The sequence below is a fragment of the Ruegeria sp. CDSB113 genome (assembly GCF_059611045.1).
Genome location: NZ_JBXWOU010000002.1, coordinates 301,510 through 326,876, shown reverse-complemented (window position 1 = coordinate 326,876; position 25,367 = coordinate 301,510). Strand labels below are relative to the sequence as shown.

Here is a 25,367-nt window from a genome sequence, read left to right as displayed (position 1 = left end):
CGCCAATTCGAACATTTCATCAAACTATTCCTGCAATGCATAGTTTTGGGTATGCTCAACCAATGCTTCCTTGGAAATACAGGTACACACTTTGGATTTGAACTGGCTGCGCGATTTTGAATGCCTCGCCCGGACACTGAACTTCACCCGAGCGTCCGATGAACGTAACATCACACAATCCGCATTCAGTCGTAGAATCAAAGCGTTGGAGAGTTGGGTCGGGTTGCCTCTGGTCAATCGCGCCACCTATCCTGTTCAATTGACAGAAGCAGGTCAACAATTCCTGCCGGTTGCTCTGGCGGCGATCTCACAACTATCAGAATCGCGTCAATCGCTGCGGGATGCCGACCGTGGGGATAGCCGTTTTATCCGGTTTTCGGTCCTCCACACGATCGCGGTTAATTTTTTGGCAAGTCGCATCGAAGAGTTGCAGATGCAAATTCCCGATCTGCGCACTCGTGTACTCTCCGATTCCCTAAGCACCTGCTGTGACCTGTTGGTCGAGGGCGCAGTGGACATTCTCTTGTGTTACAATCACCACTCGGTTTCACCGATGATTGATGAAACCGCATTTGAGCGAAAAGACCTGTTAAAGGATCGTCTGGTGCCTGTGGCTACTGCCGATTCAGCGCGTGCCATGGGTTGGAGCCTCGCAGAGCAGGATGGCCCACCCATCCCCTATCTGGCATATGACCGATCTTCGTTTTTGGGCATGGTTGTAGAAAATACCATAGACCGCAAACCCCTGAACGCCGAGACGATTTATGTTGATAGTCTGGTTGAGACAATCAAGAGACGCCTGATTACCGGAAGCGGATTTGCCTGGATGCCCGAAACCGCGATTTCGCCAGAGTTGGACGCAGGATTGCTGGTGCCAATCGGTGATGACGCGTGGTGTGCCACCTTGACGATTTCCGCTTTTGCCAATCCGGCGACCTTTGATCAGACAGCGCAACAGCTTTGGGATCAATTATGAACAATGGTATCTGTTGACTTACAGATTGCCTCCGAACGCTGTGGCGCACTTACTCAATCGTCTAAACTTGCCCTGCGTAGGAAAATTCGACAATCGCCTGAACAAGCAGGTCAATCGTATCGATTGCATTGACTTCGGCCGCAACACTATCAGCGATGAGCGAGAATTCTGAGCAAGCTACAAGCTGCAGGTCGGCCCCTGCGGCGACAAGTTCTTTCGAGGCAACTCTTAGTGTTTCGCGCCCTTCCTTGCACGGGCCGTCAGTCTTAATTTTTCGGATCGCCGCAAGCATTTTTTCCTCGTCTGCCGGCCAAACAACCGAAAGCCCGCGCGTTTGCAGCTTTGTCTCGAATAGATAAGTACGTTGTACGGCTGGCGAGGCAAGCATTCCGATACATCCCCCTGACCCAAGCGTCCGAGCCGCATATTCAGCTGCCAGTTCGATCAAGTTCAGCAAGGGGATGTCCACGGAATCCGTAATCGCCTTGGCATAGTGATGGGCGGTGTTGCACGGCATCGCCAGCGCCAAGGCTCCACCATCTTCAAGCCGACGCGCCATAGCGGCAAGTGTCGGCCCCGGATCCTCGCCGACGCCCTCGAGCAGATGACGAACCCGCGACGGCACCTGCGGGTTCATGTCGATCAACAAAGGTATGTGATCTTGGTCATCAGTTGCGGGTATTGCCGCCACCAGCTTGCGCTGGAGGAGGATAGTCGCTTCGGGGCCCATACCGCCAAGAATTCCAACCGGGCGCAGTGTCATGGCTCAGACAGTCACCCAACGGTTTTGATGATCAAAGGCAAAATCATACCCCCCAAGGGCTGCGGCACCCCCGGTGTGCAGGAACACAATCCGTTGGCCGTTGAACTCACCTTTGCGGGCAAGATCAATCAAACCGGCTGCGCCCTTGGCTGAATAGCACGGATCGAGAAGGATGCCTTCGAGCTCTGCAAACATCTGGATCGCCTCTATGCCACTTGTCGTTGGCAGGCCATAGCCCTCGCCGACATAGTCAGTATTGGCCTTCACGTCTTCGCGCTTGACCACGCCTGCGCAGCCTAGTTTTTCAGCGGTTTTGCAGGCGAGGTCAAAAACCATCTGTTCTTGCTTGGGCTGAGGCGCCCTTGTGCCGATGCCCAGCACGGGCACCTGCGCATTCATGGCACACATGCCCGTCACCAACCCGGCCTGCGTTCCTGAAGAACCGGTTGCATGCACCAATCTGTCAATTTGCAAACCACTGTTATTTGCTTGTGCCAACAGTTCAAAGGCCGCGTTAACATAGCCAAGCGCGCCGGTCGGGTTCGATCCGCCGCCAGGAATGACATAGACATTGTGCCCTTCCGCGCGCTTCTTTTCCGCTGCTTTTGCCATCTCACCCGGCATGTCGTGGCCGCCGGGAAACTTCTCGGTGGTTGCACCATGCAAATGATCTAGCAGGACGTTGCCGTTCGTATTGTAGTTTCCATTTTGGTAACCGGTGCGATCCTCCAAAAGGATGTGACAATCAAGCCCCAGCTTGGCGGCAAATGCAGCCGTCTGCCGACCGTGGTTGGTTTGCGTGGCCCCTTGGGTCATCACCATGTCGGCGCCCTGCGCCTCGGCCTCAGCCATTAGGAATTCAAGCTTGCGGGTCTTGTTGCCACCGGTCGACATACCGGTGCAATCATCGCGTTTGATCCATATTTCGACCCCAAGCTCCTTTGACAATCGAGTCATGGGTTCAAGCGGTGTTGGAAGATGTGCAAGATGCAGGCGGGGAAAACGGGCAAGGTGCATGTCGTGGTTCCTAATATTTGCTTTTGTCAACTTACTGCGCGCTGAAGCACATTCCTAATTCGAATTTCGGTACATAAATTGCAGGAATTGCATGTTGTCACGAACTGCACTATCGATCCGCCATGCGTCTTGAGTGGATCGATGATATATTGGCCGTGCTAGATAGCGGCTCTCTCGCCCGCGCCGCTGAAAAGCGATTGCTGACGCAATCCGCCTTTACTCGGCGGGTGCGGCTTATCGAAGACAACATCGGCGCAACGCTGTTTGATCGCCGCCGCAAGCCAGTCTCTTTGATGCCTGGTGTGCGGGATCTGGAATTTGAATTACGTGAGCTCAGCACCCGGCTGCATAGGCTTCGACACACCTTAAAAACAGCGAGTGATCAGACAGGAAAATCGCTGTCTTTTGTTTGCCAACACGCGCTCACCACGACAATTTCGCCCGAAATTGTTCGTGTTTTAACTGAAGGTGGCGAAATCTCGGTTCGCGTGCGTTCAGGAAATCAAGACGAGTGCCTGATGCATCTGATTTCAAAAGAAGTTGATTTTGCCATCATGTATGCGGTGCCCGATGACAGTATTCAAGAACCCGCTAACGCGTTTGAAACCAAAACGCTCGGGATGGATACTTTGATTCCGGTCTGTGCGCCTACTGTGCGCACCCAAGTGACGGAAGCCGTAATTCCTACAATCAGCTACCCGCCCGAAGTCTTTCTCGGGCAGGTCTATTCCAGGATGATTGCGCCGCGATTACCTGAAGGTAAAACCGCAGTGCCCAGAGCTGAAACCGCACTTACGTTGGCCATATTACAATACGCCTTGAATGAAATCGGCATCGCGTGGTTGCCCCACTCTCTAGTGGCGACCCACCTTTCAGAGGGCACGCTTGTGTGCATTGACGATGTACTGCCCACACAGCTTCTGGCAATCAGGGTAGTCCGCTTGGCAGAATCTCAGCCAGATCATGCAGAGCAAATATGGAAACAACTTGAAGACATTTTCAGTTTCTAGTTTTCCCGCAGCACCCTCTATCCCAAATGGCATGCCGCCCCTGATCAGAAGGGCTTGGTTTCCGTTACACACCCTTCGCCAGATCGAAAAACGAAGCCCACGAGCAAAACGCTTCGTTATCGCAAAAACCACTACATCCTAAACGCCTGATCCTGGCAGCAGTCGTCTCTCGAACATGCCCAGCTGCCAAGGAAACGATACAAGCGAGTGGCCACTTTGACCGTCGTGGTTTTTGAAATTCGACTACGCGGCGAAAGTCTGCTTTCCGCCCTCTGCAGTTTATAGATATCTGCTTTGGGCCGCGAGCTACGAACTACCTCCGCAGCGCACAATTGGCACGGTAATGACCGTTCTGGGCTCAAAGCAATACAAAAAAGGCCCGCAAAAATATGCGGGCCTTGGTGTTGATTTCCGGATCAGTTCTTACTGAGGAATTTCGCCTTCCAGACCTTCGACGTAGAAGTTCATACCCGCTAGCGTGCCGTCATCGGCGGTTTCGCCTTCAGCGAGCCAGTCGCTACCGTCCTGCTTTTTAAGCGGGCCGGTGAAGGGGTGGTATTCACCCGCGGCCATGGCGGCCTTCATCGCCAGTGCTTCTTCTTTGATGTCGGCCGGAACGGCGTCCGAAATCTCACCGATCTCAACCATGCCTTCCTTGATGCCATCCCAGGTGTTTACGGTTTCCCACGACCCATCCATGACCGCTTGGGTACGTGCGATGTAGTAGGGCGCCCAGTTGTCGATGATCGAGGATACGCGCGGCTTGGGGGCATATTCGCTCATGTCTGAGGCCTGACCGAAAGTGATCACGTTGCCCGCCTCTTGCGCAGCCGCCTGCGGCGCGGTCGAGTCGGTGTGCTGCAGGATCACGTCTGCACCTTGTTCGATCAGAACGGTTGCGGCATCAGCCTCTTTCGCCGGGTCGAACCAAGTGTAGGCCCAGATGATTTTGAACTCGACATCAGGGTTCACCTTTTTGGCGTGGATGTAGGCCGAGTTGATGCCGCGGATCACTTCGGGGATTGGGTAGGAGCCAATGTATCCGATGATGTTCGACTCGGTCATTTTACCCGCGATGTGGCCCTGAACGGCGCGGCCTTCGTAGAAACGGGCCGAATAGACGGACACGTTCGGGGCGGTCTTATAACCGGTCGCGTGCTCGAATTTCACGTTCGGGAATTTCTTGGCCACGTTGATGGTCGGGTCCATGTACCCGAACGAGGTGGTAAAGATCAGGTCAGCGCCTTCCAACGCCATCTGGGTCATCACACGCTCGGCATCCGGGCCTTCGGGAACGGATTCAACAAACACGGTCTCGACCTTGTCACCGAATTCTTTCTCAACCGCCAGACGGCCTTTGTCGTGTTCATAGGTCCAGCCGCCGTCGCCCACCGGGCCGACATAGACAAAGCCTACTTTTGTTTTGTCCTGTGCGACCGCGCCGGTCGCAAGACCCAGCACCATGGCGGCACTGGCAAGAAGTGATGTGAATTTCATGTGGTTACTCCCCAAGTTGGTTCAATTGGCCCCGTCTAGTGCGAGGCGTGGAAGGTCCGGCCCAGTGAGGCAGGTGCGCTGCTCTTGTCGGCCGAAAGGATCACAAGCACAAGGATCGTGATGATGTAGGGCGACATTGCCAGATACTCGACTGGGATGGCAACGCCTGCGGCCTGCAGATTAAGCTGCAACACCGTGATTCCGCCAAACAAATAAGCACCCAGCAAAGCACGCCATGGTTTCCAGCTGGCAAAGACCACCAGCGCAAGAGCAATCCAGCCAACACCGGCAGTCATGCCCTCGGTCCACTGCGGAACGCGGATCAGGCTGATATAGGCTCCACCGAGACCCGCGCAGGCGCCGCCAAACAGGATCGCCAGGATGCGGATCTTGATGACCTTGTAGCCCAGGGCGTGTGCGGCGTCGTGGTTTTCACCCACTGCGCGCAGGATCAGACCGACGCGGGTGTATTTCAGCGTGGCCCAGACGGCTGCAACCAGCGCGATGCCCAGATACAGGATCGGATCATGCTGGAACAGGATGGGGCCGATCACCGGAATATCGCTTAGTAACGGGATATGGATATCTCCCATGCTGGGCGGTTTGACACCTACATAGCTTTGACCCATCAGCGCGCTGAAGCCGAGACCGAACAGGGTAAGCGCAAGACCACTGGCCACCTGGTTCGCCAGCGCAAACTGCGTCAGCAGGACAAACAGCAGGGACAGTACCGCGCCACCAATGGCCGCAGCGATGAACCCCAGCCAGGGTGATCCTGTTTCCACAGAGATCGCAAATCCGCTGATTGCGCCGACGATCATCATGCCCTCTACGCCAAGGTTCAGAACACCTGCTTTTTCGACGACAAGCTCTCCGATCGCCGCCAGCAGCAGGGGGGTTGCGGCCACCATAAGCGAGGCGACCAGAAGTACGGGATTGATTTCACCTAGGTCCATGGGTCACGCCACCTCATTACGGGCCGCACGGATGCGGTAGTTGGTCAAAAGATCGAAAGCCAGCAGGAAGAACAGGAGCATGCCCTGAAAGACCTGAATGGCAGCAGCAGGCAGGCCCAACTGGGATTGCGCGATTTCGCCGCCAATATAGGTCAACGCCATCAAGCCACCTGCCAGCAGGATACCCACCGGATGCAAACGGCCCAGGAAGGCCACGATGATCGCGGTAAAGCCGTAGCCCACATTAAAGTCGATGCTGACCTGACCTGATGGGCCTGCGACCTCGAACATCCCTGCCAACCCGGCCAGGGCACCGGACATGCCCAGACAGAACAGGATCAGACGTGCCGGGTTTACACCCGCGAACTTCGCCGCCCGAGGCGCTTCACCCGTCAGGCGAATGTGGAAGCCCAGCATGTGACGGTTCAGCAGGACATAGGCAAAGATCACTGCGATCAGCGCGGTCACCACACCCCAGTGCATTCCCGATCCGGCGATCAACTCAGCGTTATGCGCGCTTTCATAGGATTGCAGGTTGCGCGATCCTGGAAAGCCGAACCCTTCGGGGTTCTTCAACAGACCAAGGGAAACCGAAGCCAGCATCTGCTCGGCCACGTAGACCAGCATCAGTGATACGAGAATTTCGTTGGTGCCAAAACGCACCTTCAGGAAGGCCGGTATCGCCGCCCAAAGCCAACCGCCAAATGCGCCGGCGATCACCATGATGGGGAAAACGTAGAACGCATCCAGCGGGTAAAAGGCCAGACCTGCTCCGGCACCAAAGATGGCGCCCATGATGTATTGCCCTTCGGCGCCGATATTCCAGATACCTGCACGGAAACCTAAGGACAGGCCAATGGCGATCAGAACCAGCGGCGCGCCTTTGACCAGCAATTGTGGACGATAGTAGAAAGCGAACTCGCCAAACAGCGGCTCCCAGAAAATGGTGCCAATGGCTTGGATCGGGTTCTTGCCCAGAATGGCGAACAGGATGCCGCCGAAAACCATGGTTGCCAGCACGGCCACCAAAGGGGTCGCGTAAGACCACGCTTTGGACGGCTGCGGCCGTTTCTCCAACACAATCATCTGCTCATTCCCCCAGTTTCTTCATCTTTTTGTAAATTTTCCCGCCGAAGGCGGTCCGACGGATTAAACATGGGCCACCTCCATGCCATGCGCGCCGCCCATCATCAGGCCGATTTCGTCGACCGTCAGACCCGTGGTCGTACGCGGAGCGCTGAGCCGCCCTTCATTGAGCGCTGCAAAGCTGTCCGATATCTCCATCAGCTCATCCAGATCTTGCGATATGCAGATGACTGCGGTGCCTTTGGCGGCCAAATCCAGAATGGCCTGACGGATCGAGGCCGCGGCGGCCGCATCAACGCCCCATGTCGGTTGGTTCACAACCAGAACGTCCGGGTTTTGCAGGACTTCGCGCCCAATGACGAATTTCTGTAGGTTGCCCCCTGACAGAGATCGTGCTGCGTTTTCTGGCCCCGGTGTGCGGACGTCAAAGGCACTGATGATCTTTTCGGCAAAACTCTTGGTTTCTGCCCATTTGAGGAAGCCGTTGTTCTCAAGTCCTTCCCGGACCGATCCAGTCAGCAAAGCGTTTTCGGTCAGGCTCATGTCAGGGGCGGCCGCATGTCCCAACCGCTCTTCCGGAGCGGTCAGAACGCCCAGCTTGCGGCGCGCGGTCGGCCCCAGTTTTCCGATCGGCTGGCCGTTGAACTTAACCGCGTCGGGTGCTGTGGTGATCTCGCCCGACAGAACGCCCAACAATTCGTCCTGGCCGTTGCCCGCGACACCGCCGACGCCCAGAACTTCGCCCTTACGGACGGTCATGTGGACATTCTTCAATGCGGTACCGAACTCGGATGGTGATGGAACTGACAAACCGCTGACATCCAGGGCGACCTCACCGAACTCACGCCCCGAACGCTCCGGTGTTTGCAGGGTCGAACCCACCATCATCTCGGCCATATCCCGTGCCGAGGTCTCAGCGGGAACACATTCGCCGACATTCTTCCCCAATCGCAGGATCGTGGCGTGGTCGCAAAGCGTGCGAATTTCTTCCAGCTTGTGCGAGATATACAGGATCGAGGTGCCCTCGGACCGCAATTTGTTCAGTGTCTCAAACAGAATGTCGACTTCCTGAGGGGTCAGAACCGATGTCGGCTCATCCATGATCAGCAGCTTCGGATCCTGTAACAGGCAGCGGATGATTTCGACCCGCTGGCGCTCACCCGCGGACAGATCACCGACAGTGCGATAAGGATCCAGTGGCAGACCGTAAGTTTCCGAAACTTCGCGAATTCGCGCCGCCAGATCGCCCATGGCTGGTGGATTCTCCATCCCCAACGCGATGTTCTCGGCTACGTTCAGTGCGTCGAACAGCGAGAAGTGTTGGAACACCATCGCGATCCCGTCCGCCCGTGCGGCGCGGGGTTCGGGTGGCGCGAAGGCTTGTCCGCGCAGCAGCATGGTGCCGCTGTCGGGCTTCACCAGACCGTAGATCATTTTGACCAGCGTTGATTTACCGGCACCATTTTCGCCCAGCAAGGCGTGAACCTCGCCCTCACCGATGTCAAAGGACACCTGATCATTGGCCACGACGCCGGGATAGGCTTTGGTCAGCCCTTGTAAGCTTAGAAGTGGAGTGGTCACGCGCTCAGGTCCTTCTTTATTTCGTTTTGCCGGGCAGGGCGCAGGATCTGCGCCGCGACACCAACTGCGATCATCTGCGGGTGTTTGCCCAAGGCTGGATCTCCGATTGGGCAGGTGATCCGGCCAATCCGCTCGGGCGCATGTCCCAAAGCGGCCAGCCGGGATCGGAATCGCGCCCATTTCGTAGCCGAGCCAATCAGGCCCGCAAAGCGGAAATCGTGCAAAAGCAACCTGTTGCACAGTTCCAGGTCCAGATTGTGTGAATAAGTCAGCACAAGATGCTCAGCATCGCGCGGCGCATGGCGCACCAGTTCAGCCGGTTTCGCTGCCGGAACGACGGTTACGCCTGCGGGCACCGCTTCGGGAAAACGCTCAGGCCCGGTATCGACCCAGGTGATCGACAGATCAGGCAATGGGGATAGAACGTCAACCAGAGCCCGGCCAACGTGACCGGCACCCCATATCCACAGATTGCGCGCCGGTTCGTGAACGGGCTCGACTATCCAGCCGTCAATCAGCTGCGGTTCGGGCGCAACACCCTGACCGCGGGCCTGCGACAACAGCCGCTTGACCGAAAGCGGCATCTCACCACCCGAAGCCGAGCGCGCAATGACTGCATCATCCAGCCGGTCGACGGCCGCAAGATCGTAGATTTCACTCAGCAGGGTTACAGCACCGCCACAACACTGGCCCATATCCGGGCCGAGCGCGTGGTGTGTTTGGCGCATGGGCGCTGCTTGGGATCGGGCTGCTTCAGCCGCCTGATACTCCAACGTGCCACCGCCGATGGTGCCCGACTGCCCGTTCTCCCAAACAAGCATTGCAGCGCCAACTTCACGGGGGGATGACCCCTTGATCCCGGCGATAACCACCCGGGTCACCTTGCCGTGGGTTTTGACCGCCTCCCTCAAAGCCTCTCGATCAAATCCCATCAGGTTTCTCCCTTTACCCGCTGGACACCCTTCCAGACTTCTTCAGCCGTGGCGGGTGCATCCAGTGCCGGATAGCTGTCCCCGCAGGCCGCCACCGCATTCGACAGGGCAAGCCACGCGGAAATACCCAGCATGAACGGCGGCTCTCCGACCGCTTTTGAGCGATAGATCGTGTCCTCGCGGTTTTCACCGCTCCAGAGCGCGACGTTGAAAACGTCAGGCCGGTCCGAGCAAGCTGGGATTTTGTAGGTCGACGGCGCATGCGTGCGCAGGTTCCCTTTGCCATCCCAAACCAGCTCTTCGGTTGTTAGCCAACCGGCACCCTGTACGTATGCACCTTCGACCTGCCCAATATCTAGCGCCGGGTTCAGCGACGCGCCTGCATCATGCAGGATATCCGTCCGCAAAATGCGGTTCTCGCCTGTCAGTGTATCGATCGCGACTTCGGTAATCGATGCGCCGTAGGCAAAGTAAAAGAACGGGCGGCCCCGGCCTTTGATCCGGTCCCATTCGATCTTGGGTGTCTTATAGAACCCGGTCGCAGACAGACTGACACGGCCCTGATAAACCAGCGCAGCTGCTTCTGAGAACGTATAGCGTTCTTCGCCAACTGAGACGTAGCCATCCGAAAACGTCACTGTCGAAGGGTCGGCCTGATGTCTGTGCGCCAGATAGTCAGCCATTCGGTCGCGGATCGTGTCGCAGGCTGCTTTGACCGCCATGCCGTTCAGATCACTGCCCGAGGACGCGGCCGTGGCGGAAGTGTTGGGCACTTTGGCTGTGTCTGTTGCGGTGATTTTCACCATCTCTAACGGAATGCCAAAGCGAGAGGCAGCCACCTGAGCTACCTTTTGGAACAGACCTTGCCCCATCTCGGTACCGCCGTGGTTCAGGTGGACCGAGCCGTCCTGATACACATGCACCAGCGCCCCCGCCTGGTTCAGGTGGGTCAACGTAAACGAAATGCCGAACTTGACCGGAGAAAAGCCGATGCCTTTCTTGATCACGTTGTTTTCGGCGTTCCACTTCTCAATGGCGGCCTTGCGTGCGGTGTAGTCGCTGGATTGTAGCAACTTTGCAGTCATGCCGTGCAGTTCGAAGTCACTGACCTCCATCCCGTACGGCGTGGTATTGCCGCCAGCGGGCAGGGGGCGCACCGGGGCGTCGCCCATCTCAACCGCGCCTCGGCTGGTCAGGTCTTCGTGCGGGTCAGGATGGCCCAGCGGTTTTTCAGCGACCACGGGATCTGCAACAACATGCGCCGGTTCATAATAGTTCCGGCGACGCAACTCGACCGGATCCATGCCCAGTTCATACGCGGCGTGATCCATCACGCGTTCGATCCCGACCATACCCTGAGGTCCGCCGAACCCGCGATAGGCGGTGGCGGATTGAGTGTTGGTCTTCAGCCGGTGGCTTTCGATCCGGGCATTCGGCAGCAAATAGGCATTGTCCGAATGCAGCATCGCACGGTCCGCGACAGGCAGGGACAGGTCCTGTGCCCAACCACAAATCGCATGATGCAGGAAGGAAACGCCTTGGATGTGGCCATTCTCATCAAACCCGGCCTTATATGCAATCCGGAACGCGTGGCGCTTGCCGGTGATGATCATGTCATCATCGCGGTCATAGCGCATCTTGCAGGCTTTGCCGGTTGCACGTGCCGCGATAGCGCAGGAAACAGCCAAAGCGTTGCCCTGACTTTCCTTGCCGCCAAAACCACCGCCCATACGGCGCGTTTCAACGCGAACCGCGTGCATCGGAACACCCAGAGCGTCCGCTACTTTGTGCTGAATCTCGGTCGGGTGTTGGGTCGAAGAATGCACCAACATATCCGCGCCCTCATTGGGCACGGCCAGTGCAGCCTGACCTTCCAGATAGAAATGCTCCTGACCGCCAAGCTCGAATCCACCTTCGATCACATGCGCGGAACCCGCAATGGCCGCATCCGCATCGCCCTTGGCATAAATGCGCGGGCCGTCCTCGAACCGGCTGTCCGCGGCAAGCGCCTCTTCAACCGTCAGGATCGGGGTCTCTTCGGCATAATCGATCTGGCCCAAACGCGCCGCTTTCCGCGCGGCAAGGTGGCTGGTCGCAATGACGAGGAAAACGGGCTGCCCGATATAGTGCACCGTGCCATCAGACAGCAGAGGTTCATCATGGATCGACGGTGAGACGTCATTGGCAAATGGCAGATCGTCGGCTGTCATAACCATGACGACACCTTCAGCTGCCTTCACCGCCGACAGGTCCATCGTGGTGATCTTACCCTTGGCAATCGGGCTAATGCCAAAGGCCAGATGCAACGACCCTTTGGGCGTCGGAATGTCATCCACATACCGTGCGGTTCCCGCGACATGCAGTGGCGCCGCGTCATGGGGGAGGGGTTTGGTCACGCTCATGCGGACACCTCCAATACATTTGTCACTTCGCCTTGATCCTCAAGGAAATATCGTTCGAGCAGCGCTTTGGCGGTCTGCAGCCGATAGTTGGCCGATGCGCGCATGTCCGTCATTGGCGTGAAATCACTGTCGAAGGCCGGAATGGCGGACTGAACGGTCTCATGCGTCCATGGCTTGCCAACCAGCGCGGCTTCGACATTTGAAGCCCGTTTTGGAGTGCCGGCCATACCACCAAAGGCAATACGGGCATCAGCAACCATACCGTCCGATACAGTGATGTTGAAACACCCACACACGGCTGAGATATCCTGATCGAACCGTTTGCTGAGTTTGTAGGCCTTCAAACGATCGGCCTGACGCGGAAAACTTACGGATTCGACAAACTCGCCAGGTGTCCGGTCTTGTTTGCCGTAGTCGATAAAGAAGTCCTCCAATGCGACCGAGCGACGTTCGTCGCCCTTGCGCAGATGTAGCGTTGCGCCCAGGGCGATCAGTGCGGGCGGGTTGTCTCCGATGGGCGAGCCGTTGGCGATATTTCCGCCCACGGTGGCCGCGTGCCGCACCTGAACGCTGGCGTAGCGCCGGATCATTTCGGCGTAAGACGGGTGCAGGTCCGCCAGTGCTTCGCCCATCCGGTTCATATCGACCATCGCGCCGAACCGAACCTCGTCATCCGTGATCGTGATCTCTTTCAGATCATCGCAGCGGTTCAGAAAAATTACTGGGTCGAGGTCACGCAGTTGCTTGGTCACCCAAAGCCCAACATCCGTGGCACCCGCGACCAGAGTGGCGTCCGGATATTTGGTATAAACTTCTGCCAATTCATCCGAAGACTCCGGCAACATCTGCGATGTGACCCTCGTGGCGACTGGCTTGTCTTTCACCCAAACTGGCACGGGAACTTCTTCGGCAGCCTTGGCGGCGCGAATGATCGGCGCGTAGCCGGTGCATCGGCACAGGTTGCCAGCAAGCTGGGTGTCGTGATCCGTCGCGCCATTTGCATGACTTGCCACCATCGACATAACGAAACCGGGGGTACAGAAGCCACATTGCGAGCCGTGCAGATCCACCATCGCCTGCTGGGCTGGGTGCGCCTCGCCGTTGGGGCCACTGGCGCCTTCGACCGTGCGAACCGCCTTACCATGCAGTTGAGGCAGAAACAGGATGCAGGAATTCAGCGCCTTGTGGCCACCTTCATCCGTCACCATGACAGTGCATGCCCCGCAATCGCCTTCGTTGCAGCCTTCTTTGGTGCCGATCAGGCCGCGATCCTCACGCAGCCAATCCAGCAGGGTCGCTGTCGGATCGACATCCGCCAGTTCCACTGTCTCTCCGTTCAGAAGAAACGTGATATTCATTCGAGAAACCCGTCGCCTTACCCGGTTGCGCCCTTGCGTGCCCCCCTTCGATGCGACGTAGAAAGAGTAGCGGGCGGATAGCTTGCCATCTGATGTTAGAAACAGCGCAGGTTGTCTGGCAAGAAAAACTACCTATGTGATACACCATTGAGCACTTACGCTGCGTGATTGTTATCTTCGTTTAGAGATCACCTGATTGAAACTAAAGCGTTTTTTATCTTTGGCTAATGCCGGTCTCCGAAGCACCTTCTGGAAAAGCCGAATAATCAAAGCCCATCTTTTTGGCAATCCAAAGCCAAGGTTCCTGCTTTTGCCGGGCGCGCGGCTGGGATAGCGTGGTGGTCATGAGCAGTATTCCTCGATTCATTCACCTCCGTGTTCACACCGAATATTCCCTGCTGGAAGGCGCCGTGCGGCTGAAAAAGCTGCCCGGTCTGTGTGAGAAGATGGATATGCCCGCCGTCGCTGTGACGGATACTAACAGCATGTTCTCGGCCTTGGAGTTTTCGGTCACCGCCAGCGGGGCCGGGGTGCAGCCGATCATGGGTTGTCAGGTTGATCTGACCTATGTGCAGGCGCAACCGGGCGAAAAGCCCAAAACACCTGCGCCGGTGGTTTTGCTTGCCCAGTCCGAGGTCGGGTATGAGAACCTGATGAAGCTCAGCTCGTGCCTTTATGTGGACAAGGGCGGGCAGTTGCCGCAGGTGACTTTGGAAGAGCTTGCGGACCGATCTGACGGGTTGATCTGCCTGTCCGGTGGACCGGTTGGACCGGTTGGGATGTTGTTGCAGCAGGGTCAACGCTCCGCGGCTGAGGCCTTGGTGGATCGGTTGTCAGCGATGTTCCCCGACCGCCTCTACATCGAACTCCAGCGTCATCCGGGTGAGGGCGGCCAGCCAGAGTCAGAACGTCTGACCGAGCGTGGCCATGTGGAAATGGCCTATGCCAAAAACCTGCCACTTGTGGCCACCAATGACGTTTATTTCCCGACCACAGATATGTACGAAGCGCACGATGCGCTGATTTGTATCTCGGAAGGGGCCTATGTCGATCAGCAAGAAGGTCGCCGCCGCCTGACCGCGCAGCACTATTTCAAGTCGCAGCACGAGATGGCGACCTTGTTCGCCGACTTGCCCGAGGCTATCGAGAATACCGTTGAGATTGCCAAGCGCTGCGCGTTCATGGCCTATCGTCGCGATCCGATCCTGCCGAAATTCGCTGATGACGAGGTTGCCGAACTGCGCCGTATTGCGAATGATGGTTTGCACAATCGTCTGGCTGTTATCCCGCACGCAGTGACGCCCGAAGAATATCAAGAGCGTCTGGATTTCGAGCTCGACATCATCGAAGGCATGGGGTTCCCCGGCTACTTCCTGATTGTTGCCGATTTTATTCAGTGGTCCAAGGATCAGGACATCCCGGTGGGGCCAGGGCGTGGCTCGGGCGCGGGATCTCTGGTGGCCTATGCGCTGACGATTACTGACCTTGATCCGCTGCGCTATTCGCTGCTTTTCGAACGGTTCCTGAACCCGGAACGGGTTTCGATGCCGGACTTCGATATCGACTTCTGCATGGACCGCCGCGAAGAGGTGATCCGTTACGTGCAGCAGAAATACGGCCGCGACAAGGTGGGGCAGATCATCACCTTTGGTGCATTGCTGTCGAAAGCTGCGGTGCGCGACATTGGTCGCGTTCTGCAGATGCCATACGGGCAGGTGGATCGCCTGTCCAAGATGATACCGGTCGAAGGCGTCAAACCCGTTTCCATCGAAAAGGCGTTGAAAGACGAACCCCGGCTACGGGAAGAGGCGCGCAACGAAGAGGTTGTGGACCGCCTGCTGACTTATGGCCAGCAGGTCGAGGGGTTGCTGCGAAACGCGTCGACCCACGCGGCAGGCGTGGTGATCGGAGACCGCCCGCTGGATGCGCTGGTGCCGCTGTATCAGGACCCGCGATCCGACATGCCGGCCACTCAGTTCAACATGAAATGGGTGGAACAGGCCGGGCTGGTTAAGTTCGACTTTCTTGGTCTGAAGACGCTGACTGTGATCCAGAATGCGATGGATCTGATCTTCAAATCCAACCGTCCATTGCACGTCGCCGCCGACGGAACCGAGCTTTATGAACCCGCAGACGGGGCCGAGAACCAGATCAACGCCATCCCGCTGGATGATGAGGCGACGTACAAACTTTATTCGGCAGCCAAGACAGTGGCGGTGTTCCAGGTGGAATCCTCGGGAATGATGGATGCGCTCAAGCGGATGAAGCCTGACTGTATCGAAGATATCATTGCCCTCGTCGCGCTCTATCGACCTGGCCCCATGGAGAACATCCCCAAGTTCTGTGAGGTCAAGAACAAGCTGAGCGAACGGGACACGCTGCACCCGTCCATCGATCATATCCTGGACGAGACGCAAGGCATCATCGTCTACCAGGAACAGGTGATGCAGATCGCCCAGGAAATGGCGGGCTACAGCCTTGGCGGTGCGGATTTGCTGCGCCGCGCGATGGGTAAGAAAATCCAGGAGGCGATGGACGCAGAGCGGCCCAAGTTCCTCAAGGGTGCTGCTGAGAACGATGTGGATGAGGCCAAGGCGACCGAGGTTTGGAACCTGCTGGATAAATTCGCCAACTACGGGTTCAACAAATCCCACGCGGCCGCCTATGCGGTTGTCAGCTATCAGACAGGCTGGCTGAAGGCGAACCACCCGGTCGAGTTCATGGCGGGTGTCATGAACTGCGATATCCACCTGACCGACAAGCTGGCCGTATACTTCGAAGAGGTCCGTAAGGGGCTGGAACTGCCTTATGTACCGCCTTGCGTGAACCGGTCGCTTTCGACATTCGACGTGGTGGACGGGCATCTGGTCTATGCGCTGGGCGCGCTAAAGAATGTGGGTGTCGAAGCGATGAACCTTGTGGTCGCTGGTCGCGAAGGCAAGCCGTTCGTGAACCTGTTCGACTTTGCCCGCAAGGTTGATCTGAAGAGGGTCGGCAAGCGCCCGCTTGAGATGATGGCGCGGGCAGGGGCCTTCGATCAGCTCGACAAGAACCGCCGTCGCGTTTTCGAAAGCCTCGATCCGCTGGTGCAGTATTCGGCCGCCATCCATGACCAGAAGAACTCGAACCAGGTGTCGCTGTTTGGCGAGGCGGGCGATGACCTGCCCGAACCGCGCTTGTCGCCTTCGCCTGATTGGCTGCCGGCTGAACGACTGAGCGAAGAATTCAAAGCCATCGGTTTTTACCTGTCGGGCCATCCGTTGGACGACTATATGCCGGCGCTGAAGCGCAAGCAGGTTCTCACGCTGGATGAGGTGACCGAAAAAGCACGCTCTGGCCCCTTTATCGCCAAAATGGCTGGTGTTGTTGCCGGACGGCAAGAGCGTAAATCCGCGCGTGGAAACCGGTTCGCCTTTGCGCAATTGTCGGATCCGACGGGCGCGTACGAGGTCACGCTGTTTTCAGAAACGCTCGAAAAGTCACGCGAGTATCTGGAAACCGGAGCGCAGGTGGTGCTGACCGCCGAAGCGACGATGGAGGCGGATCAGCTCAAGCTGCTGGGGCGCTCGGTCGGCCCTGCGGATTCCGTGGTGGCAGAAGCCGGGGCGACGGGGCTGCGTATTTTTGTTGACGAAGCGCAAGCGGTGCCAACCGTAGCAAAAGTTCTTGAGGATGCCGCAACTGCCACCAAAGGCGCAGCGCGCGGTCCGATCCAATTGCTGTTGCTCGACCCAAGTCTGCCGGGTGATGTCGAAATGGATCTGGGCGTTGAGTTTCCGATCAACCCGCAGATCAAAGGCGCGATAAAATCGCTGGAAGGCATTTTGTCCGTCGAAGAGATCTGACCTCTCTTTGTTGCCAGACAGTTAGCACCCCGCTAGGCTGACCCAACAGAGATGTCTTTGGGTCATGCCGCAGGAGGGTGTTGATATGACAATTGCAGGTCTCAATTTCAGAAGAGTTTTGTTCGGGGCTGCAGCATCGCTGGCCTTGGTTGCAGCCTCGGTCGCGTCGGCGGACGACAAGAAGAAAAAGAAGACCCTTGAGGGCGCGCTGATCGGCGCAGGTGTTGGTGCGATTGTCGGTGACGGAAAAGGCGCAGCGATCGGCGGTGTGGCCGGAGCTATTATTGGACATAACTGGAAGTGATGGTGATGCGTTTTTTCAAACTCAAAATGTCAGTTTGTGCCGCAATCCTGGCGGCTCCGTGTGTGGCTGCGGCTGATGAGGCGGCTGAGCAGATGGTTCAGGATGCATTGCCTGTCATGCACTATACTTGCGCCTCGATTGCAGAAGAAGCGGATGGCGACGAAGCCTTTGTTGTGACTGTTGTTGGAAAGATGACGGCCCTATCTCTCCACAATCGCCAGATCAATATCGAAGATCATGCCGCCACGGATGAGGAGAAAGCCCAGCTGCGCGAAGCCTTCATAGCCGCGCTGTCGGAAGGTTGCGCCTCGGACAAGGATGCCCTTTTGGGCGGCGTGGTCGACAACGCGGTGAAAACGTCGCTGGGTTTGTGACCCACGTTCGTTTTAGGCACGTTAGAGCGTGCCCACAGCACAGCGCACAAGCCCCCAGCCCTTGTCCATCCCAGCCTCCTTGAGGCCGGTGACAAGACGGTCGGATAGAAACAACAGAGACGGGACTTTGGGGTCCAGCCAGATATCTGGGCCATCCAAGGCGCCCGGAACAACGACGAGTTCGTCTTCGTGGTGGTGGCTTGGCAGATAGACAGCACCATTCGCGATACTGACAAGAGGTGTGTTTACCCCATCCTCCGGCCCAAGCGCTTCGTAGTTACCCATCGACCGCATGTTGCCCACATTCAACAAATAATACGGTTCGAGCGTTGAAAGGCGCGTTTCAGCTGAATCCATCAAAGTTAAGGCGTGAAAGACGGTCTCCCCAAAATCATACTGTTCAAGAACAGCTTTGGCGGATTCAGAAACCAGAGGATATCCACCCCCGGAAATAAATGGCGGTTCTTCATATTCTGGATGTGTATTGTAGTACCAGATATCGCCAACCTGTTCTTTGGTCAGGATTTCCCCACGCTTCCAGCCACCAGATTCATCAATCATTCTGCTGGACCATTCCTGTTCTTCCGGAGATCGCCCCCTCAACCAAGTATCGCCAAACTCCTTTCGGAGAACCGCTTGTATTGCGTTGATGTTGTTTACTGTTGTGGAAATCCAGACGCAGAGGTCACCGTTCACATCTTTCGCCATCAGTTATACCTCAATAATGCGGCGGGCGTTCGTCGCCCAGAACGATCCCGCCCGAGCCTTCCTGCGACCGTTCGCCTTCGCGACGCATCAGCATTTCGACACGGCGTGTCAAACGATCAATCTCGTCCTGTTGGCGGGTGACGACCGAGTTGAGGTCTTCGACCGTACGGGCAAGATGGGCGATCTGCTCTTCCAGATGCTGCATGGGGGACTCCTGTGTCTTAGGCCGGTCATAGCGACCCGGACAGCGCATGGCCAGCGAAAGCGCGCCTTGCCCCGATGCAGGCCATGGGATAGACCGCGCGCGGAACAAGGCAACTCCCAAGGACGTCCCACATGGCCAAGCCCAAGAAACAGCCCCGCCCCAAGGCCGTAACGCCAAAAGGGTTCCGCGACTATTTCGGCCAGGAAGTCACGCAGCGCACCGAGATGCTGCGGGCTATTGCGGACGTCTATCATCGGTACGGGTTTGACGCCCTGGAAAGCAGCGCGGTTGAAACCGTCGAGGCGCTGGGCAAATTCCTGCCTGACGTAGATCGCCCGAACGAGGGTGTGTTCGCGTGGCAGGAAGTCGACGAGAATGACAAGGGCGACTGGATGGCCCTGCGCTATGACCTGACCGCGCCTTTGGCCCGGGTTTACGCGCAGCACCGCAACGATCTGCCGACGCCTTATCGTCGTTATGCGATGGGACCAGTCTGGCGGAACGAAAAGCCGGGGCCGGGGCGCTATCGCCAGTTTTATCAATGCGATGCGGATACGGTGGGCACGGCCTCGATGGCCGCTGATGCTGAGATTTGCGCGATGCTGTCGGACACGCTTGAGACCGTCGGCATTCCGCGCGGCGACTATCTGGTGCGGGTCAATAACCGCAAGGTTCTGAATGGTGTGCTTGAGGCGATGGGCCTTGGCGAAGACGCCGCGGCCCGCGACAACGTGCTGCGCACGATCGACAAGTTCGATAAGGTGGGCGAGGCCGGTGTGCGCGAGCTGCTGACCAAAGGCCGTCTGGATGCCTCGGGCGCGTTTATCGACGGTGTTGGCCTGAGCGATGATCAGGCTGAGCCAGTGATCGCGTTTCTGACCTCCAAGGCCGCCGAAACCGCCGGAACGCTGGCCAACCTGCGTGCTGCTGTTGGCGACAGCAAGATCGGCGCGGACGGGATCGCCGAGTTGGAACAAATCGGCACCTTGTTGGATGCGGGCGGGTATGGCGCGGATCGGATCGAGATTGACCCTTCGGTCGTGCGCGGTCTGGGTTACTATACCGGGCCGGTTTATGAGGCCGAGCTGACCTTTGAGATTTTTGATGAGAAAGGCCGCAAGCGACAATTCGGATCGGTTTCAGGTGGTGGTCGCTATGACGATCTGGTCAAACGCTTCACCGGGCAGGAAGTTCCGGCGACCGGCGTCTCCATCGGTGTCGACCGTCTGCTGGCTGCCCTGCGTGAAAAAGGCAGGATCGCTGCGCAGGCTACGGGTCCTGTAGTCGTGACCGTTATGGATCGCGACCGGATGGCCGATTATCAGGCGATGGTGGCAGAACTGCGCAACGCTGGTATCCGGGCAGAGGTCTATCTGGGTAATCCCAAGAACTTCGGCAATCAGCTGAAATATGCGGATAAACGGAACTCTCCGATTGCAGTGATCGAGGGCGGTGACGAGAAAGCCAATGGGATCGTGCAGATCAAGGATTTGATCCTGGGCGCGAAGATTGCCGAAAGCGCCACGCTCGAGGAATGGAAAGAACGCCCCAGCCAGTTCGAAGTGTCACGTGGTGATCTGGTCGCCAAAGTGCGCGAGATTCTGGACAGTCAGGACTGACCGATGCCCAATCGTTCCCAGATACAGGCCCGCGCCGCGATGATGCGTGTCCGGTTCGAAGCCGCCGGGGCGCAGGTTGTGGATACGCCCCTGCTGCAACCGGCTGAAACGTTGCTGGACCTTTATGGCGAAGACATCCGCGCGCGTGCTTACGTGACTTCGGATGCGTTGCGTGGCGAACAGATGCTGCGCCCGGATTTCACCCTTCCGGTGGTGCAGATGCACATGACCGAAGGGGCTGAACCCGCGCGCTATACCTATTCAGGTGAAGTGTTTCGTCGGCAAGAGCATGACCCGGATCGGTCCAACGAATACATTCAGGTCGGTTATGAAGTTTTTGACCGCAACGATCCCGCTGGGGCGGATGCCGAGGTGTTTTCGCTGTTTGCCCTGCAATTGCGGGGGCTGCCCCTGCGCGCGGCGACCGGTGACATCGGCATCCTGACGGCAGCGGTTCAGGGGTTGCGCACCACGGATCGACGCAAGGCCGCGCTGATGCGCCATCTGTGGCGTCCACGTCGGTTCCGCGTCCTGCTGGACCGGTTCGCCGGGCGAAAGCCCGAGCCGGAGCACCGCACAATGCTTTTGGAGGCCGCAGACCCGATGGGGTTTGACGTTCCTATGATCGGAAAACGCCGCGCTGCCGAGATTGAGGCCCGCATCGACGCGCTGCGTGAAGATCGCGACACGCCACCGATTTCTGACAACGAGCTTGCAGGCTTGGAATCTCTGCTGACCGTTCGGGAAACCATGCCCTTCGCTTTGGAGCAGTTGCGGGATGTGGCCGTCGACCTACCTCAGATCACCCCGGCGCTGGACAGGCTTGAGGCAAGAATTGCCGCTCTGCAGGCGCGTGGTGTTGATGTGAGCCGGTTGGATTTCGAGGCAGCCTATGGGCGTACGTCGATGGAGTATTACGACGGGTTTGTCTTTGGGTTTTATGCTGAAGGTCGCCCCGATTTGCCTCCGATTGCCACCGGCGGGCGTTACGATGCGCTGACGCGACAATTGGGCAACGGGGCGGAAATTCCAGCTGTGGGCGGCGTACTGCGTCCCGACCTGATGCTCGAAATCGAGGAGGCCGCGCAATGACCCTGAAACTGGGCGTGCCCTCGAAGGGCCGATTGATGGACAAGACCTTTTCGTGGTTCGAAAAGCGCGGTATCACATTGTCGCGCAGCGGATCAGACCGGGAGTATGCCGGTAAGGTTGAAGGGATCGACGGGGTCTCGCTGATCCTGCTGTCCGCCGGGGAAATCCCCCGCGAACTGGCAGCGGGGCGCATTCATCTGGGCGTTACCGGAACCGATCTGGTGCATGAGAAACTACCACGCTGGGAGCAACAGATTGAAGAGATCTCGCCGCTTGGTTTCGGCAAAGCAGATCTGATCATTGCGACCCCTGCCTGTTGGGTCGATGTCGAAACCCTGGACGATCTCGATGCTGTCGCTGCTGCGTTCCGCAAAACCCACGGGCACCGGTTGCGGATTGCGACCAAATACCACCGATTGGTGCGCGAGTTTCTGACGGACGCGGGGGTTGCAGATTACACTCTGGTCGACAGCCAGGGCGCAACCGAAGGCACCGTGATGAACGAAACCGCCGAGGCGATTGCCGATATCACCTCAACAGGTGAGACATTGCGCGCAAACCACCTAAAAATCCTGTCGGACGGCCTGATCCTGCAATCACAGGCCACGCTGTGGCGTAGTCGGGTTGCCAGCTATGGTGTGGGTGAAAAAGAGGTTCTTTCCGAATTGCTTGACCGGCTGAACTGATTACAGCACGCCAATATCCGCCAACGCGCGATTCAGATCGTCGGGCAGAGAATCATCCTCGGCCCGTCCTTTGGGAAGATCGGCAGGCGTATCTTCGGGTTTAAGGTATCGCCACCCTTGGAACGGGCGTTTCAGAGCGTTCTGTGTGCGGTGCACCTCAGGATCCAGCACGATGGCGCAGCGGCGGATACCGTCCTCGCCGCGCACTTCGTCCATCCGAACGATGCGTTGACGGCATTGGATCACACCCTTGATGACCCAATAGATTGATCCGCCGTTCAGAATCTCGGCCTCGCGTTTGGGCCACATGCGGGTGACGTGGCGCGGCAAGCCGTCTTCATAAAGCGGCTTGCGGCTGTCCTGCCACTCCATCAGCGTGTCGACGCTTTCCGATCCGACCGAAAGTTTTATGAGGTTTACGAATTTATCCACAGCTTTCCCACAGAGTCGTCCATCGACTATCTATCCATTGTAGCCCATGTGCGATTGTCATCAAGGTATAGTGGGTGATAGTCTGGATACCTCTTTCAGAATAGGGAATCACCAATGAGCCGCTTTGCCGCCCCCATCGCCGAGCAGATCTGGGACATGAAATATCGTTTCAAACAGGCTGATGGCACGCCCATTGACCAGACGGTCGAGGACAGCTGGCGGCGTATCGCTCGCGATCTTGCGCAGGTCGAAAAAGACCCCGCACATTGGGAGCAGAAGTTCTTCGAAGCGCTGGAAGATTTCAAATATCTGCCCGCTGGCCGTATCACCGCAGGTGCAGGCACTGCGCGACGTGTGACGCTGTTTAACTGCTTTGTCATGGGCACGGTGCCGGACAGCATGGGCGGTATCTTTGACATGCTGAAAGAGGCCGCGCTGACCATGCAGCAGGGTGGGGGGATCGGCTATGATTTCTCGACCATCCGCCCACGTGGCGCGGATGTGCATGGTGTAGCGGCGGACGCGTCGGGGCCACTGTCGTTCATGGATGTATGGGATGCCATGTGTCGGACGATCATGTCCGCAGGTTCACGCCGTGGCGCGATGATGGCGACCATGCGCTGTGATCACCCGGATATCGAACAGTTCATCACCGCCAAATCTGATCCCGCACGCCTGCGCATGTTCAATATGTCGGTGCTTGTCACCGATCCCTTTATGGAAGCTGTCAAAGCCGATGGCCCGTGGGAGCTGGTGTTCGATGACAAGGTCTATCACACAGTTCAAGCGCGTGATCTGTGGAACAAGATCATGCAGGCCACCTATGACTATGCCGAACCGGGTGTGATTTTCATCGACCGGATCAACAAGGCCAACAACCTCAGCTACGCCGAAACCATTGCGGCGACGAACCCGTGTGGCGAGCAGCCGTTGCCGCCTTATGGCGCGTGCCTGCTGGGTTCGATCAATCTGGCCCGTCTTGTGGCAGAGCCGTTCGAAGATGCGGCCCATTTGAATGAGGCTGCTCTGCAAGAGCTGGTCGCGACAGCCGTTCGCATGATGGACAATGTTGTGGACGCGTCGAAGTTCCCGCTGCCCGAACAGGCCGCCGAAGCGCAGGCCAAACGCCGTATCGGACTGGGTGTGACCGGACTGGCCGATGCTCTGCTGATGCTGGGTCTGCGCTATGGCTCGGACGAGGGCGCGCGTCAGACCGAACGCTGGTTGAAAGCGATTGCGCGCGCCGCGTATCTGGCGTCGGTGGACTTGGCGAAGGAAAAAGGGGCGTTCCCCTTGTTTGATGCCGAGAAATACCTGGAAAGCGGCACGATGCAGCAGATGGACGATGATGTTCGCGATGCGATCCGCGAACATGGTATCCGTAACGCTTTGCTGACGTCGATTGCGCCGACCGGTACGATTTCTCTCTATGCGGGGAATGTGTCGTCCGGGATCGAGCCTGTCTTTGCCTATGCCTATACGCGGAAGGTCCTACAAAAGGATGGCTCGCGCACTGAAGAAGAGGTCGTGGACTACGCCGTGCAGATGTGGCGCGACAAGTTTGGCGACAAAGAGCTGCCAGACTATTTCGTCAACGCGCAGACGCTGTCCCCCTCCGATCACGTCAAGATGCAAGCGGCGGCGCAGAAGTGGATCGACAGCTCGATCTCGAAGACGATCAACTGCCCCGAGGACATCGGCTTTGATGCTTTCAAGGATGTCTACATGCAGGCCTGGGATCAGGGATGTAAAGGATGCACGACTTATCGCCCGAACGACGTAACAGGATCCGTCCTGACGGTGTCAGAAAGCGAAGACAAAGCGCCGGGTGAAAGTGCAAGCGCACCGCATGAAATTGATGGTGGCGACGTGATCTACATGTCCGAACCGCTGGATCGCCCACAGTCTCTGGAAGGTTCGACCTACAAACTGAAGTGGCCCGACAGCGAGCACGCGATCTATCTGACGATCAATGATATTGTCATTGGTGGCCGTCGTCGTCCCTTCGAAGTGTTCATCAACTCGAAGAACATGGAGCATTACGCCTGGACGCTGGCGCTGACCCGCATGATCTCGGCCGTATTCCGCCGGGGTGGGGATGTGTCTTTTGTGGTGGAAGAACTAAAAGCGGTATTCGACCCGCGCGGTGGTGCTTGGGTTCAGGGCAAGTATATCCCGTCGATCTTGGCCGCAATTGGTGGCGTGATCGAACAGCACATGATCAATATCGGCTTTCTTGAGGGCGAGGGCATGGCGCTCAAATCCGACCCCCAGGCGCAGGTCGTCAACATGGACGCGCCACGCGGCAAAGCCTGCCCATCCTGCGGCCAGTACGACATGGTGATGATCGAGGGCTGCATGACCTGCCGCAGCTGCGGTCATTCAAAATGTGGCTGATGTCGTGAAATCCAGCGTCGGTTTCAAATTGGTCTGACCAAATAAGTGCCAAGCCTGTGATGAGCAGGTTTGGCATTATTTTTGAAAGCCCAACAGCACGCAGGCCATGGACGAACGGGACGTAGTG

General features: G+C 57.6%; 22 protein-coding genes. 9 read left to right on the top strand and 13 right to left on the bottom strand.

The features are described 5' to 3' along the window. Positions 1 to 70 precede the first annotated feature (70 nt). Entirely contained in the window at positions 71 to 976 is a 906-nt protein-coding gene (locus AC2FIS_RS06060; RefSeq protein WP_496772361.1) for a LysR family transcriptional regulator, read from the top strand. Between the two features lie 61 nt (positions 977 to 1,037). Here AC2FIS_RS06060 and cuyB read toward each other — a convergent pair whose 3' ends face one another. Then, on the bottom strand, positions 1,038 to 1,739 hold the full coding sequence (gene cuyB / locus AC2FIS_RS06055; RefSeq protein ID WP_496772359.1) for a cysteate racemase: 702 nt from the start codon (positions 1,737 to 1,739) through the stop codon (positions 1,038 to 1,040). Positions 1,740 to 1,742: 3 nt separating this feature from the next. Then, the gene (gene cuyA / locus AC2FIS_RS06050) at positions 1,743 to 2,756 is read right to left on the bottom strand and encodes a D-cysteate sulfo-lyase (protein ID WP_496772358.1); all 1,014 of its coding nucleotides are present in this window, start codon (positions 2,754 to 2,756) and stop codon (positions 1,743 to 1,745) included. Positions 2,757 to 2,878: 122 nt separating this feature from the next. Between cuyA and AC2FIS_RS06045 the strand changes: the two genes are divergently transcribed. Next, the gene (locus AC2FIS_RS06045) at positions 2,879 to 3,766 is read left to right on the top strand and encodes a LysR family transcriptional regulator (RefSeq protein WP_496772356.1); all 888 of its coding nucleotides are present in this window, start codon (positions 2,879 to 2,881) and stop codon (positions 3,764 to 3,766) included. Positions 3,767 to 4,189: 423 nt separating this feature from the next. Here the strand turns inward: AC2FIS_RS06045 and AC2FIS_RS06040 are convergent, their stop codons facing one another. From AC2FIS_RS06040 to AC2FIS_RS06005, 8 genes are all read right to left on the bottom strand, one after another. Further along, positions 4,190 to 5,263, bottom strand: coding sequence for a BMP family ABC transporter substrate-binding protein (locus tag AC2FIS_RS06040; RefSeq protein WP_113789796.1), 1,074 nt, complete (start codon positions 5,261 to 5,263; stop codon positions 4,190 to 4,192). A gap of 35 nt (positions 5,264 to 5,298) precedes the next feature. Beyond that, positions 5,299 to 6,219 (bottom strand): ABC transporter permease, encoded by a 921-nt coding sequence (locus tag AC2FIS_RS06035; RefSeq protein WP_108859238.1) that lies wholly within the window; start codon positions 6,217 to 6,219, stop codon positions 5,299 to 5,301. A gap of 3 nt (positions 6,220 to 6,222) precedes the next feature. Continuing rightward, positions 6,223 to 7,305, bottom strand: coding sequence for an ABC transporter permease (locus AC2FIS_RS06030; protein ID WP_058276029.1), 1,083 nt, complete (start codon positions 7,303 to 7,305; stop codon positions 6,223 to 6,225). Positions 7,306 to 7,368: 63 nt separating this feature from the next. After that, the gene (locus AC2FIS_RS06025) at positions 7,369 to 8,886 is read right to left on the bottom strand and encodes an ABC transporter ATP-binding protein (protein WP_496772355.1); all 1,518 of its coding nucleotides are present in this window, start codon (positions 8,884 to 8,886) and stop codon (positions 7,369 to 7,371) included. Next, complete coding sequence (xdhC, locus tag AC2FIS_RS06020) at positions 8,883 to 9,818, bottom strand: xanthine dehydrogenase accessory protein XdhC (protein ID WP_496772354.1); 936 nt, start codon at positions 9,816 to 9,818, stop codon at positions 8,883 to 8,885. Before xdhC ends, AC2FIS_RS06025 begins: the two co-directional genes overlap by 4 nt. Further along, positions 9,818 to 12,220 carry a xanthine dehydrogenase molybdopterin binding subunit gene (xdhB, locus tag AC2FIS_RS06015; RefSeq protein WP_496772353.1) on the bottom strand — a complete coding sequence of 801 codons (2,403 nt, stop codon included), beginning with the start codon at positions 12,218 to 12,220 and terminating at the stop codon, positions 9,818 to 9,820. Before xdhB ends, xdhC begins: the two co-directional genes overlap by 1 nt. Next, positions 12,217 to 13,578 carry a xanthine dehydrogenase small subunit gene (gene xdhA / locus AC2FIS_RS06010; protein ID WP_496772352.1) on the bottom strand — a complete coding sequence of 454 codons (1,362 nt, stop codon included), beginning with the start codon at positions 13,576 to 13,578 and terminating at the stop codon, positions 12,217 to 12,219. Before xdhA ends, xdhB begins: the two co-directional genes overlap by 4 nt. Positions 13,579 to 13,792: 214 nt before the next feature. Next, positions 13,793 to 13,924: a hypothetical protein gene (locus tag AC2FIS_RS06005; RefSeq protein ID WP_496772351.1), complete on the bottom strand. Its 132-nt coding sequence runs from the start codon at positions 13,922 to 13,924 to the stop codon at positions 13,793 to 13,795. Here AC2FIS_RS06005 and dnaE point away from each other — a divergent pair. The 3 genes from dnaE (at position 13,923) to AC2FIS_RS05990 (ending at position 18,101) form a co-directional block, all read left to right on the top strand. Beyond that, the gene (gene dnaE / locus AC2FIS_RS06000) at positions 13,923 to 17,423 is read left to right on the top strand and encodes a DNA polymerase III subunit alpha (protein ID WP_496772350.1); all 3,501 of its coding nucleotides are present in this window, start codon (positions 13,923 to 13,925) and stop codon (positions 17,421 to 17,423) included. The genes AC2FIS_RS06005 and dnaE overlap by 2 nt on opposite strands. An 85-nt stretch (positions 17,424 to 17,508) precedes the next feature. Further along, positions 17,509 to 17,727 (top strand): YMGG-like glycine zipper-containing protein, encoded by a 219-nt coding sequence (locus tag AC2FIS_RS05995; RefSeq protein WP_058275719.1) that lies wholly within the window; start codon positions 17,509 to 17,511, stop codon positions 17,725 to 17,727. A gap of 5 nt (positions 17,728 to 17,732) precedes the next feature. Beyond that, positions 17,733 to 18,101 (top strand): hypothetical protein, encoded by a 369-nt coding sequence (locus tag AC2FIS_RS05990; RefSeq protein WP_496772349.1) that lies wholly within the window; start codon positions 17,733 to 17,735, stop codon positions 18,099 to 18,101. Positions 18,102 to 18,122: 21 nt separating this feature from the next. Here AC2FIS_RS05990 and AC2FIS_RS05985 read toward each other — a convergent pair whose 3' ends face one another. Continuing rightward, positions 18,123 to 18,662: a hypothetical protein gene (locus tag AC2FIS_RS05985; protein ID WP_496772348.1), complete on the bottom strand. Its 540-nt coding sequence runs from the start codon at positions 18,660 to 18,662 to the stop codon at positions 18,123 to 18,125. Between the two features lie 157 nt (positions 18,663 to 18,819). Continuing rightward, positions 18,820 to 19,014, bottom strand: a complete 195-nt coding sequence (locus AC2FIS_RS05980; protein ID WP_108859244.1) for a SlyX family protein — start codon at positions 19,012 to 19,014, stop codon at positions 18,820 to 18,822. A 131-nt stretch (positions 19,015 to 19,145) separates the two neighbouring features. On the opposite strand from AC2FIS_RS05980, the gene hisS reads away from it, so the two are divergent. The 3 genes from hisS to hisG are packed head-to-tail and all read left to right on the top strand — an operon-like array spanning position 19,146 to position 22,411. After that, positions 19,146 to 20,633 (top strand): histidine--tRNA ligase, encoded by a 1,488-nt coding sequence (hisS, locus tag AC2FIS_RS05975; protein ID WP_496772347.1) that lies wholly within the window; start codon positions 19,146 to 19,148, stop codon positions 20,631 to 20,633. 3 nt (positions 20,634 to 20,636) lie between these two features. Then, on the top strand, positions 20,637 to 21,725 hold the full coding sequence (locus AC2FIS_RS05970; RefSeq protein ID WP_282118949.1) for an ATP phosphoribosyltransferase regulatory subunit: 1,089 nt from the start codon (positions 20,637 to 20,639) through the stop codon (positions 21,723 to 21,725). Next, positions 21,722 to 22,411 (top strand): ATP phosphoribosyltransferase, encoded by a 690-nt coding sequence (gene hisG / locus AC2FIS_RS05965; protein WP_496772346.1) that lies wholly within the window; start codon positions 21,722 to 21,724, stop codon positions 22,409 to 22,411. Before AC2FIS_RS05970 ends, hisG begins: the two co-directional genes overlap by 4 nt. Here hisG and AC2FIS_RS05960 read toward each other — a convergent pair whose 3' ends face one another. Continuing rightward, positions 22,412 to 22,843: a DUF1489 family protein gene (locus AC2FIS_RS05960; RefSeq protein WP_496772344.1), complete on the bottom strand. Its 432-nt coding sequence runs from the start codon at positions 22,841 to 22,843 to the stop codon at positions 22,412 to 22,414. It lies immediately after the preceding gene. Between the two features lie 114 nt (positions 22,844 to 22,957). Here AC2FIS_RS05960 and AC2FIS_RS05955 point away from each other — a divergent pair, with 114 nt between their 5' ends. After that, complete coding sequence (locus AC2FIS_RS05955; RefSeq protein ID WP_496720922.1) at positions 22,958 to 25,240, top strand: adenosylcobalamin-dependent ribonucleoside-diphosphate reductase; 2,283 nt, start codon at positions 22,958 to 22,960, stop codon at positions 25,238 to 25,240. The last annotated feature ends 127 nt before the right edge of the window (positions 25,241 to 25,367 follow it).